The 15,337-nt window shown below is 73.3% G+C and carries 7 protein-coding genes and 1 pseudogene; 5 read left to right on the top strand and 3 right to left on the bottom strand.

Annotated elements, in window-relative coordinates; all coding sequences use genetic code 11:
- The first annotated feature begins 169 nt into the window (after positions 1 to 169).
- Both I6A60_RS28090 and I6A60_RS28085 read left to right on the top strand, forming a co-directional pair.
- Positions 170 to 805, top strand: a complete 636-nt coding sequence (locus tag I6A60_RS28090; RefSeq protein WP_203022269.1) for a hypothetical protein — start codon at positions 170 to 172, stop codon at positions 803 to 805.
- 259 nt (positions 806 to 1,064) lie between these two features.
- Positions 1,065 to 4,295 carry an AAA family ATPase gene (locus tag I6A60_RS28085; protein ID WP_203022268.1) on the top strand — a complete coding sequence of 1,077 codons (3,231 nt, stop codon included), beginning with the start codon at positions 1,065 to 1,067 and terminating at the stop codon, positions 4,293 to 4,295.
- 349 nt (positions 4,296 to 4,644) lie between these two features.
- On the opposite strand, the gene I6A60_RS42090 is transcribed toward I6A60_RS28085, so the two are convergent.
- Entirely contained in the window at positions 4,645 to 6,186 is a 1,542-nt protein-coding gene (locus I6A60_RS42090; RefSeq protein ID WP_238436397.1) for a hypothetical protein, read from the bottom strand.
- A gap of 649 nt (positions 6,187 to 6,835) precedes the next feature.
- Here I6A60_RS42090 and I6A60_RS28075 point away from each other — a divergent pair.
- On the top strand, positions 6,836 to 7,186 hold the full coding sequence (locus tag I6A60_RS28075; RefSeq protein WP_203022267.1) for a hypothetical protein: 351 nt from the start codon (positions 6,836 to 6,838) through the stop codon (positions 7,184 to 7,186).
- A gap of 183 nt (positions 7,187 to 7,369) precedes the next feature.
- Here the strand turns inward: I6A60_RS28075 and I6A60_RS28070 are convergent.
- A pseudogene (locus I6A60_RS28070) lies at positions 7,370 to 7,696 on the bottom strand (STAS domain-containing protein); the annotation flags it as partial.
- Positions 7,697 to 7,846: 150 nt separating this feature from the next.
- Positions 7,847 to 9,559, bottom strand: coding sequence for a glucose-6-phosphate isomerase (gene pgi, locus I6A60_RS28065; protein ID WP_203022266.1), 1,713 nt, complete (start codon positions 9,557 to 9,559; stop codon positions 7,847 to 7,849).
- Between the two features lie 496 nt (positions 9,560 to 10,055).
- Between pgi and I6A60_RS28060 the strand changes: the two genes are divergently transcribed.
- Both I6A60_RS28060 and I6A60_RS28055 read left to right on the top strand, forming a co-directional pair.
- Positions 10,056 to 12,599, top strand: coding sequence for a serine/threonine-protein kinase (locus I6A60_RS28060; protein WP_203042245.1), 2,544 nt, complete (start codon positions 10,056 to 10,058; stop codon positions 12,597 to 12,599).
- A gap of 35 nt (positions 12,600 to 12,634) precedes the next feature.
- A complete protein-coding gene (locus I6A60_RS28055) occupies positions 12,635 to 15,223 on the top strand; it encodes a serine/threonine-protein kinase (protein ID WP_203012106.1) in 2,589 nt (862 codons plus the stop codon).
- Positions 15,224 to 15,337 lie beyond the last annotated feature (114 nt).

Below are 15,337 nucleotides of genomic sequence, written 5' to 3'. Positions count from 1 at the left end.
AACCAACGATCAATGGCGTGCCTAAGCTGGATCGTGAAACCCCGACGGAGGCAGCCGGGCAGGTCAACGCCCCGCTACGCAACGCGATAGCTTGTAAGCGCCTCGCCACCGGGTGACGTCCGCCCTGGCGGCGTGCCAACCCGGTCCGCCGGGTGGGAGGAGGTGCGCCGTGGCCGGGTGGGCGCGGGTTCGCCAGGCGGTGGTGGCGAGCGTGGTGCCGGCGATGGTTGCCGCGGCGCTGTTCGGCACCCTCGTCGGCTGTGGGCACGACAGGAGCCAGAGCACCGCGACGTCCGCCGCGAACAGCGCGCCGGGCGGGCCCGACCCGAGCGCGAGCGCCGCCGGGCCGGACTCGGCCGCGACCACCCCAGCCCCGGCGCCGAGTACCAAGGCCGAGCCGTCACCTGGCGCGACGGGCGCGAACGCTGGCGGGACAGGCGGCGCGACCGCGGACGGAACGGCCAGCGGAGGCCCGTCCGGCTCCGCCTCCGAGCAGGCCGCCAGTCCCGACGTGGCCGCCTCACCGGTCTTCGTCGGCGAGCCATGCGTCCCAAGCCAGGACTCGGCGCCGCAGGCGGCGATCAACGGGCTGACGCTGTTCTGCGTGCCGGTGGCCGTCCCCACGGGCGCGGCCGGCCTTGGCGCCTGGTCGGACTCCCCGCCCAAGCCGCAGCCGAGCGGGCCGGCGTCCGGCACGGCCTGCTCCAGCTCCGACGTGGGACAGGTCCAGCGGGATCCATCGGGCCGTCCGATCGCCTGCCTGCGTGAATCGAACGGCGACCTGCGCTGGGCCGACATCTCCTGACGAGGGCTGGCAGCCCGACGCTGACTATGGTGGTACCGACCGAATGCCGCACCCGCGGGAGGCACGGCTTGGCTTGGGCATGGGCCGCGCCGCGCCGGGGCTCGCGCGGATGAACGACCAACCAGGCGATCCGGGCAACCCCCACCCCCGGGCCAGGGAAAAGCCGCTCGACGAGCCGATGTGGGACGGATCACCGCGCAGTCGACCGATGCCGAAATCCCCCGCCGTCGGGCGGCCCGTTCGGCCTACCATCCGGCACATGGTGCGGTGCCCGGTATGTGCGCGGCAGAACCAGGACGATTCCCGGTTCTGCTCCGCCTGCGGGAACGCCCTCCCCACCGCGGTCAGCGGGACCCGCAAGACGGTCACGGTGCTTTTCGTCGACATCACGGACTCGACCCGGCTGGCCGAGAACATCGACTCCGAGCCGCTACAGCAGGTGATGGCCCGGTTCTTCGACCTGGCCAGGGAGGCCATCTACGCGCACGGTGGCACCGTCGAGAAGTTCATCGGCGACGCCGTCTTCGCGGTCTTCGGCATTCCGGTGCTGCACGAGGACGACTCGCTGCGAGCGGTGCGCACCGCCCTGGAGATCCGGGCCCGGTTGCGGGAGCTCAACCTCGACCTGCATCGCGGCTGGGGCATCGGCCTGCGGGTCCGGATCGGGATCAACACCGGCGAGGTCACCGTCGCCGGCGGCGGGGTCACCGGTGACGCGGTCAACGTCGCCTCCCGGCTGGAGGTCGCCGCCGCGCCCGACGAGATCCTGATCGGCGACGTCACCTACCGGCTGATCCGGCACAGCGTCACCGTCGACAGCGTGCCGCCGATGGTGGTGCAGGGGAAGCGCGACCCCGTGCGGGCGCACCGGCTGCTCGGCCTGGTCGACCCCACGGCCGGCCCCGGCAGCCGGACGCCGTCGCTGAGCCTGGCCGCGCCGGTGATCGGGCGCAACCGGGAACGCCGGCGCATCCAGGACGCCTTCGAGGCCGTCGTCGAGGAACGGATCTGCCATCTGTTCACCGTGCTCGGCCCCGCCGGCATCGGGAAGTCACGGATGGTCAAGGAGTTCTGCGACGGCGTCGCGAGCCGGGCGACCGTGCTGTCCGGCCGCTGCCTTTCCTACGGCGAGGGCATCGCCTACTGGCCGCTGATGGAGATGGTCCGCCAGGCGACCGGGATGTCCGCCGACTCGCCGGCCCCTGAGGGCAAACGCCGGCTGCGCGAGCTGCTCGACGAGCTGGGCGTCGCCGGCGCGCCCGAGGTCGTCGCCGCGCTCGCCCCGCTGGTCGGTCTCGGGGGCGCCGAGGTCGGTACCCAGGAGAGCTTCTGGGCGGTGCGCACCTTCTTCCACGCGCTGGCCGAACGCCGCCCGCTGGTGCTCTGCTTCGACGACGTGCACTGGGCCGAGCCGACACTGCTCGACCTGATCGAGCACATCACCGACTGGTCCCGCGACGCGCCGATCCTGCTGCTGAGCCTGAGCAGGCCCGAACTGCTGGAGGAGCGCCGGCAGTGGGGCGGCGGCAAGCTGAACGCCACCTCGATGCTGCTGCAACCGCTCACCGAGGCCCGCTGCCAACGGCTGATCCGTAGCCTGATGGGCTCCGACGACCTGGACCCGGCGCTCGTCGCCCGGATCACCTCGTCGGCGTCGGGCAACCCGCTGTTCGTCGAGCAGATGGTGGCCGCGCTGGTCGACGACGGCCTGCTGCGCCGGGACGGCGACCGTTGGACGGCCACCGGCAGCCTGCGCAACGTCAAGGTCCCGCCGACGATCTCCGCACTGCTCGCGGCCCGGCTCGACCGGCTGGACACCGCCGAACGGCAGGTGCTGGAGCGGGCGGCCGTCGTCGGCGCCAGGTTCTACCTGGACGCGGTCGTCGACCTCTCCGAGCCGGAGGAGCGCCCGCAGGTCGCGGCGCACTGCCTGGCCCTGGTGCGCAAGGAGCTGGTGCACCCGGACCGTTCCGACCTGCCCGGCGTCGAGGCGTTCCGCTTCCTGCACGTGCTGCTGCGCGACTGCGCCTACCAGGCGACGTCGAAGCGGCAGCGGGCCGACCTGCACGAGCGGTTCGCCCGCTGGCTGCAGGCCAGGATGGTCGGCGGCCCTGGCGAGCACGACGAGCTCGTCGGCTACCACCTGGAGCAGGCCTACCGCTACCGGGTCGAGCTCGGCCAGCGCGACGCGGCGACCGTCGAGCTCGGCCGGCAGGCCGCCAGCTGCCTGATCGAGGCGGCCGACCGGGTCCGCCAGGGCGACGAGATGGGCGCCGCCCAGCTGCTCAAGCGAGCGATCGTGCTGCTGCCGGAGCTGGAGCCGTTGCGGCTGCGGGCCGAGATCGACCTGGGCTGGGCGCTGTACTCGTTCGGCCGGCTCTCCGACGCCGACCGGATCCTGCGCCAGGTCACCGAGAGGGCACGCCGCGCCGGCGAGGACGGGCTACGGGCGCACGCCCGGCTCGCCCACCTGCGGGTGCTGTTCTCCACCGAGCCCGACGGCCTCGTCGCGACGACCCTCGACGAGGCGGGTGAGGCGCTCGGCGACTTCGTCCGCGACGGCGACGAGGTCGGGGCCGCGCTCGCCTGCCGCAGCCAGGCCGCCGCCTACACGGCCGCCGGCCAGTTCGGGGCGGCCGAGAAGGCGATGGAGATGGCGGTCGGGCACGCCGAGGACTCGGGCGTGCCACGGGCCGCGCAGTCACTGCGCCGCGAGCTGATCGGGCTGCTGAGCTGGACGCCGCGGTCGGTCGGCGAGGCGATCGGGCTCGCGACGTCCGCGCTGGACGCCGCCGGCGACGACCGGGGTCAGCGCCGGGCGCTGCTCGCCCAGCTCGCGGTGCTCACCGCGATGTCCGGTGACCTGGAGGCGGCGCGGACGCACCTCAAGGATGCCGAGGAGATCGTCTGGGAGGTGCGCGGCCCGCGCTTCGACCCGTTGCACAGCGGGTTCGTCGTCGCCAGGGTGGCCGTGCTGGCCGACGACCTGGTCACCGCCGAGCGCGAGCTGCGCCGCAGCTGTCGGCACCTGTCCCGGATGGGCGAGCGGGCGTATCTGGCGACCAGGGCGGCCGCGCTGGCGGACGTCATGCTGGCGCTGGGCCGCCTCGACGACGCCGGCAAGTACGTCACCCGCTGCCGGGACGCGGCCGCCTCCGACCAGCTGCCCGCGCAGGCCGGCTGGTGCGGGGTGCACGCCCGGCTGCTGGCGATCCGCGGCCGGGATGACGAGGCGCTGCGGTTCGCCGAGACCGCCGTCGACCTGTCCGGCCAGACCGACGACCTGGATGGCCAGGCCGTCGCGCTGCTGGCCCGCGCCGAGGTGCTACACCGGGCCGACCGCAAGGACGAGGCGGCCGTGAGCCTGGCGAGCGCTATCGAGCGCTACCACCGCAGGGGAAACGTCACCGCCGCCGCGCTAGCCAACCGGGCCTTCGAGAACCTCGAGGGCCCGGACACGACGGTCGTCATGCTGAGCCCGCCACGCTGAGCGCCCGCCTCACCGCGGCCATGGCCGGCAGCTTCGGCCGCGCTGCCTTCGATGTCACAGGAGCGACTCGGTGAAGCTCAGCCCGGGCGACGTGGCCGTAACGCGCGCAGTCGCAGCGGCAGCAGTCAGATCCTGGCCGGTCGTGTCGATGCTCGACCCGCTGATGACCACAGGCACAATCGGACAGCCTTGGATCCGCTGGCACTTCCATGATTGATCACAGCCTCCCCCGAGCACCTGGGTGAAATTTACCCTTGGCCGGTTGGCAGGAGCGCCGAAGTCGGGAGTTCGACTGCTCGCGAGGGCAGCAGCAGGGCACCAAAGAGGCTCGCCGGCCGACCCGACGGATCTAGGCGAAGCCGCGGTTCTGCTCCTGAAGCCAGTAGAGCTCCTGGGCCCAGACCCGGAGCCGCTCGATGCCGGCCAGCTCGCAGAACAGCGCGTGCGCCACCGCGGGACGGCGCATCAGGTCCACCTCGGTGTCCCGGAACGGCCAGCCGGGCCGACCGGTGTCCTCGCAGGCCCGGCGGAACGCGGCCTTCGCCAACGCGATCTCCGCCAACGCGTAGTCGACCTGCTCACGGACAACCGTGTGCCTCGCCGCGAGGTCCTCCGGACTGATCCGGCGGTGGCCGCGATACGGCTCCAGCGCCATGGGCACGGTAGCCGCCCCGTCCGCGGGCCGGTCACCCCTGTCGGCGGCCACCGCCTGGACCGCCGCGGCGGCCGCGGCGGCGAGGTCGGCCAGCCCAGGCGGCAAGGCCACGGCTGCGGGCCCGGCCGCCGCCGGCGGGTCGGCAGCCGAGGACCCACCCACCATCAGGCCGTCCCCGACGACGTCCCAGTCGGAGGCCGCCACCGGTGCGGGGCCCTGGACCGGGCGCGATGCGGTCCCGTAGTCCAGCCGCTGGGGCGCCGACGGCTCCTCGAGTCGAGGCCGGCTCGACTGGTCCGGCCCGAACCGCGGGTCGGCCCCGTACGACCGATCCAGCGCGTAGGACGGCTCCGGCGAGTACGACCGGTCCGGCCCATACGGCGGGTCCGGGACGTACGACGGGTCCGGTACGTACGAGTCCGGCCCGTAGGGGTGGTTCGGCCCGTAGGGCTGGTCCGGGACGAAGGGCTGGCCGGGCACGAGCGGCTGGTCCTGCGCGTGCCGCCGGTCCGTCTGGCGGGGTGGATACGGCGGCGGGAAGTCGACGCCGATCACGCCGTCGTCGAGCGCGGTCAGGCCCGGCCCGATGTCCGCCACCGGGACGGGCACCGACGCCGGCACGAAGGCGCCCGAAGGCAGCGACACCCCCGGGAGTGATCCGTAGGGCGACGCGGCCAGCTCGGTAAAGGAGCCCACCGGCGCCGAAGGACCGGGTGACGGGGCGTCACCAGGCAGCCGCGGCCGGTCGGAACCCAGCCCGGCTGTCGTCGTGACCTCGAACGGCGCTCGTTCGGTGGCCGGCATCGACACGGGCGGCGGCTGGTGGGACAGCGACTGGTCGGACAGCGACTCGTGAGACAGCGCGTCCTGGTAGGTGGGCGACCCGGTCGACGACCAGGACGTCGGTACCGGGAACAGGCCCGCGGGCGAGAAGGGTGCCGCCGGGAGAAGCGTCGGCGGCGGCTGCGGGCCGTCTGGGGCCGGCCGCGACGCGTAGCCCGGCGGGGGTGGGATCGGGCGGCCAAGCTCGTCGACGGCCATCCGCCAGTCGGTCACGTGGCTGACGGCCAGACCGCCCGGAATCCCGCCCGGCCCGGCCGGACTCGGCCCGGCCTCCGTCGCCCACGGCGCCGTGGGCCCGGGCACAGCGACCGGGTCGACCGGCTGATAGCCGGAATCGTGCCCGTACTCGTTGGGGGCGTGGCCCTCATACGAGCCGAACGACGACACAGACATGGTGAGGGCAGGGTACGACGGGCGCCCCGAGCCCGTCGTACGACGCTTCGCCCCCGGCCACCGCGTGGACCGGTTGGTCCGCATTGCGGCGGTCGGTGTGATCCCGTGCGAGCTCCTCCACACCGGGTCGGCCCCGGACCGACCGGGAGGTTCTAGCCGCCGATCGGTGGGCAGGCAGAGCGGTATGACCCGTGGCAGCCAGCGCTCGGCCGTGCCCTCATCGGGCTCGAAGCCGGCCTGGCGCCGCGCCCAGCCCGGGGCGGGGGCCGGCGTGAGACCAGCTCCAGACCGGCCCATCCCGGCGCTCAGGGCGTTTCCCGACGAGCCCGCCTTCTGGGCTGCCGGGACGGCGGGTCGGTGAGAGCGTGAAACCGGCTCCCCCACCAATGCCGCCGAAGCCTGATCCACCGGGTTCGGTCCGTTGGCTGCGACTGGTGGTGGACCAGCGGGCACTCCGGCATCCGCGGGACCCGCGACAGGACAACTCTCGACGGGCCCACCCTGCATGGGTGAGAACGACCGCGCCTGGTGACATAGTAACCACTGCGGGTAACCAAACGAATGAGGTACCTGGTCGCGGTCCGGGCCCGCCGCGCCGATCGCGCGACTTTCTCGGACTTGTCGGACCTTTGGCTCAGGGGGTGTTCAGGTGGAACTAACCGCGCCAACCGCCGCGTTGGTGATCGCATTTCCGCTGGTCATGATGCTGGTCATGCTGCTGATGAACTCAGTGGAGAGGTGGTTGACCAGTCCGGGACGAGCGCCATTGCGCCTCGTGCCCAGCGGCACCGCCGGCACCCCACCAGATGACGGCAGCGGCGCCGGCGAGGCCACCGAAGCCACCGCGATCACCCTGGAACCGCCGGCCGCGGCCGAGGTTCCGCTGATCGCCGCGATGGGGACGAGCGACGGTGGAAGCCGCACGACCGAACTCCACCCCGCCCTCGCGCTCGTCAACGCCACCCGGTCGGCCGGCCGGGTCTCACCCGCCGACGCCTGAAGCCGAGCCGGGGTCGGGCCCGCCCACCGCCGCCCCGACCCCACCCGGCAGCGCGCCCTCCCCAAGTGGCAGGGCCGAACCTGCCCCTGGCGACACCGCCGCATCTGCCGGCAAGATCGCTTCCCCCCTGGCTGACCGCACCGCGGTTCCGGCCGGCGGCCTGGGGATGGGCGGAGCCGGGAGGAGGCGCAGCCGGCCGGTCAGGCCGGTGGCCGTGACGAGCTCGAGGAACGCCGGCGTCGCCGACCGGATCTCCAGCGAGCCACGGACCCGCCGCAGCAGCAGATCCGCCCGCAGCAGCGCGGCAAGCCCCGGTATGTCGACCCGGCGCAGCCCGCCGACGTCGACGGTCACGATGGCGCCGCCGCGGCCGAGCAGCTCGGCGATCTGGTCGCGCAGGCAGCGCCGCCCGGGTGCGTCCAGCTCGCCGGCGAGCTCGATGAGCACGTCCTCCCCGCCCCGCGCGTCGCGGTGCACGGACATCCGCAGCGCCCCCGCGTCGACCCGCATCTCATCCCCGATCCCCTGTCCATAGAATGGTTACGGAGAGTAACAGCGGCTCCGTCGATTCCGTCGGACGCGGGCAGGGGGACGGGACCGGCCGACGCCGGGGACGCTGTGGGGCTCTGGGGACGCAGGGGGCTCGGGGGACGCCGGGGCTCAGGTGCCAGCGGGTGCCGGGAGCGTCTCGGCGAAGCCGGCCCGGAAGCGGTGGATGAGGGCGTTGGTGGAGCCGTCATGGGCAAGCGTCGGCTCCTCCTCCCCGGCGAGCTCGGGGATGATCCGACCGGCGAGCACCTTGCCGAGCTCGACGCCCCACTGGTCGAAGCTGTTGATCCCCCAGATCGTGCCCTGGGTGAACACCTTGTGCTCGTACAGCGCGATCAGCTGGCCGAGCGTGAACGGGGTGAGCTTCGGGGCCAGCAGGGTGGTGGTCGGGCGGTCTCCGCTGAACACCTTGTGCGGGACGAGCTCCGGCGCCACGCCCTCGGCCGCGACCTCGGCCGCGGTCTTCCCGAAGGCCAGCGCCTCGGTCTGGGCGAAGAAGTTCGCCATCAGCAACAGATGCTGGTCCGCCGCGCCGCTGCCGCCGACCTGCGGGTGCGGCGCGGCGACGAACCCGATGAAGTCCGCCGGGATGACCGTCGTGCCCTGGTGGAGCAGCTGGTAATAGGCGTGCTGACCGTTCGTGCCCGGGGTGCCCCAGACAACGGGGCCGGTGGCGGCGGTGACCGGGTGGCCGGCCCGGTCGACCGACTTGCCGTTGCTCTCCATGTCGAGCTGCTGCAGATAGGCCGCGAACCGGCTGAGGTAGTGGCTGTACGGCAGCACCGCGTGCGTCTGCAGGCCGAAGAAGTCCCGGTACCACAAACCGATCAGCCCCAGGAGGACCGGCAGGTTACGGTCAAGTGGCGCCGTGCGGAAATGTACGTCCATCGCGTGGAAACCGGACAGCAGCTCGGCGAAGTTCTCCGGCCCGATGGCCACCGCGAGCGACAGCCCGATGGCCGAGTCCATCGAGTAGCGGCCGCCGACCCAGTCCCAGAACTCGAACATGTTCGCGGTGTCGATGCCGAACTCGGCGACCTTCTCGGCATTCGTCGAGACCGCGACGAAGTGGTGCGGCACCGCGTCCGCGCCGAGCTCGGCGACCAGCCAGGCCCGCGCGGTCTTCGCGTTGGCGATGGTCTCGAGGGTCGTGAACGTCTTGGACGAGATCACGAACAGCGTCTCGGCCGGGTCCAGGTCCTGCGTCGCCTCCCAGATGTCCGAGCCGTCGACGTTGGAGACGAAACGGGTCTGGATGGACCGGTCGGCGAAGGTTCGCAGCGCCTCGGCGGCCATTGCCGGGCCGAGGTCGGAGCCGCCGATGCCGATGTTCACGACGGTCCGGATGTGCTTGCCGGTCGCGCCCGTCCAGACTCCGGAGCGGACCCGGTCCGCGAACGCGTACATCCTGGCGAGCACGGCGTGCACCTGCGGCACGACGTTCTCGCCGTCAACCAGGACGGTCTCACCCTCGGGGGCGCGCAGGGCGGTGTGCAGCACGGCCCGGTGCTCGGTGGTGTTAATTTTCTCACCGGTGAACATCGCCTCGACCCGGCCCGCGAGCCCGGCCCGTTCGGCGAGGGTCACCAGAAGCCGCATTGTCTCGGCCGTGACCAGGTTCTTCGAATAGTCCAGAAACAGGCCGTCTGTTTGCGCGGACAACTTCTCGGCCCGGTCGGGCTCGGCCGCGAACAGCGCCCGCAGACCGGTTCCGGCGAGCTCGGCGTGATGCGCACGCAGCGCGGCCCACTCCGCTGTCTGGGTGATCACCACCGGCTCGCCACCCAGCGGGGACGACTCAGAGTTCGGCACCGAACTCGACATCACGCGACCGCCCTTCGAACCTCTTGCCTGAGATCTGCCTGCCTGAGATCTGCCACCGTCAGTGTCCACGGCCGCCCTGGCCGTAGAAGTGACGGCGCCCCGACGTGCGCACCACGTTCACTCGGAATCCGCTCGACCCGGGCGCGGACCTGATCACTTCGCCCCGCGCCAGAAACCGGACGCCGCCAACCCAACCAGAAACCGACCACGGACCGCCCCGGCCATCGGCGTCCACGTCCCGCAGGCCAAGGGCCGGAGGGCGCGAAGCGCCCGACAGGTCGGGCGCCCCAGCGCCCGACCTCATGTCGGACATCCGACGGACACCAACTACGCCCCACCAGGGGGGAACTCGGGGGTACCAGGCCGTAGTATCGCCGGGTACACGACGAAGGGCGCGTTTGCGGCCCGGGCGCGGCCTTCGCGTTTTAGATTCCCCGCGTTCAACTCCGGGGCCGGCGGCGAACGGGACCAGACCTTGCTAATCGATCGTTCTCTGGTGGAGGCGGCCCTCCCCGGCTACCAGGTCGAAGGCGACCTCGGTAAGGGCGGATACGGCCTCGTGCTCGCCGGCCAGCACCGGCTCATCGGCCGCAAGGTCGCCATCAAGATCCTGCTGGATACCTCGGACGACCCCGAGCTGCGCGCCCGCTTCCTCGCGGAGGCCCGGGTGCTCGCCGAGCTCGACCACCCACACATCGTCCGGGTCCACGACTACGTCGAGCACGAGGGCACCTGCCTGCTGGTGATGGAGCTGCTGCCCGGCGGCACCCTCAAGCAGCGCATCCAGGCCAGCAAGATCAACCAGGAGACCGTCTGCGCGGTCGGCATCGCGGCCGCCGCGGCGCTGACGACGGCACACGCGGCCGGCGTCCTGCACCGCGACGTCAAGCCGGACAACATCATGTTCGACGGCGCCGGCCTGCTCAAGGTGACCGACTTCGGTATCGCCAAGATCTTCGACGGCGCGGAGACGACCGCCAGCGCGATCCTCGGCACGCCGCGTTACATGGCGCCCGAGCAGATCCTCGGCGGCCGGCTGTTCCCCTCGACCGACCTGTACGCGCTGGCCGGCGTCCTCTACGAGATGCTCGCCGAGCGGCCACTGTTCGGCCGCCCCATGGGCGTGCAGCCGCTGACCCACCACCATCTCAACGTCATGCCGGACCCGCTGACGATGGCGCCCCCGCAGGTCGCCGGGGTCATCATGCGCACCCTCGCCAAGGACCCGGCGGCGCGGCTCAGTGACGCCACCGAGTTCGCCCTCGAGCTCGCCAGGGCCAGCGTCGCCTCGTTCGGCCCGGCCTGGCTGACCCGGTCGGACGTCAAGATCCGCGTCGACGACGAGATCCGTGAGGCCGCGCTCGGCACCACCTCGACGCCCAGCTCGCGGTTCTCCGGGCCGCCTGTCGGGCCGCCCCGCCCGGCCGGGCCGCAGACCCCGCTGCCGGGTGCGCCGGGCTACCCCGGCTACGGCCCGACCGGCCCGCCGCGCCCCAACCAGCAGTTCCCCCCGCGGCCGGGCATGCCGACCGGTCCCGGCTACCAGCCGGGCCCTGGCCGGCCCGTGCCGGCGACCGGCCGGCCGTTCACCGGCACCTCGCCGGTGCCCACTCCCGGTGGCTGGTCGGCGCCGCCGGCCACGCCGCAGCCAACCCCTCCGGGCCCGACACCGCCCGCCGCCCCGCTACCGACCCCCGGGTATCGCCCGCCAGCCGCCGGCGGCTGGCCGCCCGCCGGGGCACCGCCAATCCAGCCCCGACCGCCCCAGCCCATGCCGCCGCGGCCGCCGCTGGCCCCGCAGCCGATCCGGACACCGCTCCCCGCCCCGCACCGCGGCCAGCCCAAGAAGGGCCTGTTCGGGCTCTCGCTGCGGACCACTCTGATCACCGCGACGCTGCTGTTCGTGCTCATCGCGGGCCTGACGACCGCCATCGCCCTGGCCTTCAGCCGCGGTGGCGGGGGTGGAGGCGGCGGCGGTGAGGGGCTGAACACGGCGCAGGAGCCGTACCCGGACCGAACCCGCGGGCTGCCGACGACCGCGGTCGCGTACGCGGGCCCGACGCTCACGGTCGCGAACCTCGCGCCGCTGCACCTGTTCATGGGGACGGACGGCTCGGTGTACGTCTCCAGCCTGGACACCAACATCGTCCACCGGATCAGCAAGGACGGCACCGTCACCCCGATCGCCGGCAACGGCACCGCGGGATTCAGCGGCGACGGCGGACCGGCGACCTCGGCCGAGCTGAACGGGCCCGGCACCGCGGTCGTCGACAAGAACGGGAACATCTACGTCCCGGACACCGCGAACAACCGGATCCGCAAGATCGCCCCCGATGGCGTGATCACCACGGTGGTGGGCAACGGCACGGCCGGTTTCAGCGGTGACGGCGGACCGGCCACCCAGGCCGAGATCAACAGCGTCGAGGGCATCGCCGTAGGCCCGGATGGCTCGCTCTACCTCGCGGACTACACGAACGAGCGCATTCGCAAGGTGACGCCGGACGGCATCATCACGACGATCGCGGGCACCGGCACGAAGGGTTACACCGGCACCCCGACCCCCGCGCTGTCGGCCCAGATCAGCGACCCGAACAGCGTCGTGATCGCCGACGACGGCACGATCTACATCGGCAACCTCGGCAGCGACTCGGTCCAGAAGATCGACAAGGCCGGCATCCTGAGCCCGTTCGCGGGCAACGGCAAGACCGGCCGTACCGGCGACGGTGGGAACGCCGCCGACGCCACCCTGTCGATTCCCGACCTGACCCTGGGCCCGGATGGCACGGTCTACATCTCCAACTACGGCAGTGACACCGTCCGCAAGGTCACCCCCGACGGCGTGATCACCACGATCGCGGGGACCGGCGCCGAGGGGAACACCGGCGACGGCGGCCCGGCGACGGCCGCGCAGCTGAAGAGCCCCAGCTCGGTGGTCGTCGACGCGAGCGGCGCGGTCTACATCGCCGACAACGGCAACAAGGAGATCCGTCGGATCGACCCGAACGGCACGATCAGCGTGATCGCTCGCCAGGCCAGCTAGGCCCCCGTCCTTCACCCGGCGCTAGGAGAGGCTCCCTGACCACGCCGACACCCGCGCCGGACCTGATCGCCGGCGCGCTTCCCGGGTACGAGATCGGCGCCGAGCTGGGCCGTGGCGGCTTCGGGGCCGTCTACGCCGCCCGGCACCGGCTGATGGGCCGGGCCGTGGCAGTGAAGGTGCTGCTCGACCCCGGCGCCGCAGCTGGCGCCGACCCCTTCGACGGGTCGGACGGCTCCAGCGGCGACCTGCGCACCCGCTTCCTCGCGGAGGCGCGGGTCCTGGCCGAGCTCGACCACCCGCACATCGTGCGCGTCTACGACTACGTCGAGCACGCCGGCCTGTGCCTGCTCGTCATGGAGCAGCTCACGGGCGGCAGCCTGCGGACCCGGATCGCGTCCACGACACCGTCGCGCGGCCCGGCGGCGGGGGCGCCGTCCGACCAGCTGGTCCGGCCCGCGAACCTCGACCCGCGATCCGCCTGCGCGATCGGCCTGACGGCGGCGACGGCGCTGGCAGCGGCGCACCGGATCGGCGTGCTGCACCGGGACATCAAGCCCGACAACCTGCTGTTCGGCGCGGACGGCATGCCCCGGGTCGCCGACTTCGGAATTGCCAAGATCGTCGAGTCGACCACGGTGACCACGACCGGCCTGCTCGGTACGCCGCGGTACATGGCGCCCGAGCAGATCGAGGGCACCCGGCTCGGCCCGGGCACCGATCTCTACGCCCTCGGAGTCGTGCTCTACGAGATGCTCTGCGGCCGGCCCGTGTTCGGCCGCGGACTGACGGTGCCCTCGTTGCTGCACCACCATCTCTCCGTCCCGCCGGACCCGATGCCCGAGGTGCCGGCGCCGCTGGCCGCCGTGGTGCTGGCCGCGCTGGCCAAGAACCCGGCCGACCGGCCGGCGAGCGCCCACGACCTGGCGCTGATGCTGGCCGCCGGGGCGACGGCCGTGTTCGGCCCCGGCTGGCTCGCCGCCGCCGGAATCCCGGCGCGGCTGCCGGACGACGTGCTCACCGCCGCCGGCCACCGGCTTGGCGACCTGCTGCCGGGCATGACGCCCGGCTGGGCGCCGCCCGGAGTGTCTCCGACGCTTGCCGGGCCGACGACCACCCCGCCGGCCGGAGCCCGCAACGGTTGGCCCGCGGACGACCCGGTGCGGCCGACCCAGTTTCTGTCGGCGAGTGGCGCCCGAGCACCCGCACCGACGACCCCCGTTCCCGGCCAGCCCACGCCACCCGGTGCGCCGGGGCAGGCCGACTGGTCCGGGTGGGGCGCGCAGCCGCCGTACCCGATGCACACGCCGCGGCCGGGTGGCCCGTCGCCAGCCGACCTGCCGCCGGGGCCGGCGCTCACCCCGACCAGGGTCGCGCCGACGCCGCACGGCCGGCGCCGCCGCCGCCCGCGACGACCGGGCCTCCTGATCGGCGCGGGCGTCACGCTGGTGGTGGTCCTGCTCGCCGTCGGCCTGCTGGTGGGCCTGACGGCCGGCGGCGGGGGCGGCGCCAAACCCGGCTACGCCGGCCAGCAGCTCACCATCGACCGAGGCACGTTCTTCGACGCGCTGGCGCTTCGCCGGGACGGCACGGTCTACGTCGCCGTCTCCGACAGCGGCGTGGGCACCGGCGCCGTCTACAAGGTCACAGCCAGCGGAACGGTCCGCGCGGTGGCCGGGGTCGGACCGGCGCCGGTGACCGCGCCGACGACGACGCGGACCACGACGGCGACGACGCCATCGGCGACCGCGACAGCCAGCCCACCCCCTGTCCCCGCCGCCGGCGTGCCGGCCGCCCAGCTCGTGCTGAACGAGGTGCACGGGCTGGCGGTCGCCCCGGACGGCACCGTCTACGCCGCCGACCATGCCGCCGACCAGGTCTACCGGGTTACCCCGGAGGGCAGGGCCTTCGTCTTCGCCGGGACGGCCCGTGGCGGCGCCGGCTTCACGGCCGACGCGGGACTCGCCGCGAGGGCGGCGCTGGACGGCCCGGCCGCGCTGGCGCTCGGGCCGGACGGCTCGGTCTACGTCGCCGAGGGCAGCCGGGTCCGCAAGATCACCAAGGACGGCCTGATCTCCACCGTCGCCGGCGCGTACGGCCGCACCAGCACCACGGCCATCGGGGACGGCGGACCGGCGACGAAGGCCTCGCTGCCCTCCCCGTCCGGTCTCGCCGTCACCCCGGACGGCTCGATCTACGTGGCCGACGACTACCTGGACACCATCCGCGAGATCACCCCTGACGGGACCATCCGGACCGTCGCCGGCACCTCAGGCCAGGACGGTGAGACCGGCGACGGCGGACCGGCGGCGCGGGCGCTGCTGAGCGGGCCGACCGGTCTGGCCCTCGGCCCGGACGGCTCGCTCTACATCACCGACACGCACAACGCGAAGATCCGGCGCATCGACCCGAAGGGCGTCATGACGACGTTCGCCGGAACGGACTCCAGCGTGTCGACCGGCCTGGACGGCACCGCGGCCGACGAGGCCGCCCTGACCGGTCTGTACGGGGTGGTCGTCGACCCGTCCGGCGCCGTGTACGCCACGCTCAACCAAGCTGGCACCCTGTTCCGGATCGACCCGGCGAACCACATCGTGCGCACGCTGCTGGCGCCCCCGGAGAAGTAGCAGCTCACGGCGCGGGTGTCCGCCGGGCGCCCCCCCCGCGGCCGGCCCCGCACACCGCACCCGCCTGGCCGGGGGCGTCACCCCCGGAGGGTCCGGGCAAGGGCGGCGTGGCCG

Origin of the sequence: Frankia sp. AgB1.9 (assembly GCF_016786355.1) — a bacterium.
In the GTDB taxonomy this organism is placed as follows: domain Bacteria; phylum Actinomycetota; class Actinomycetes; order Frankiales; family Frankiaceae; genus Pseudofrankia.
Note: the sequence above shows the minus strand (reverse complement) of the source record. Positions and strands in the feature narration are given on the sequence as shown.

Bases quoted from the DNA above. Each gene is read 5' to 3' on its own strand.
- I6A60_RS28085 (WP_203022268.1), top strand. From the start codon at position 1,065: ATGGTGCGGTGCCCGGTATGTGCGCGGCAGAACCAGGACGATTCCCGG.
- I6A60_RS42090 (WP_238436397.1), bottom strand. From the start codon at position 6,186: ATGTCTGTGTCGTCGTTCGGCTCGTATGAGGGCCACGCCCCCAACGAG.
- pgi (WP_203022266.1), bottom strand. From the start codon at position 9,559: ATGTCGAGTTCGGTGCCGAACTCTGAGTCGTCCCCGCTGGGTGGCGAG.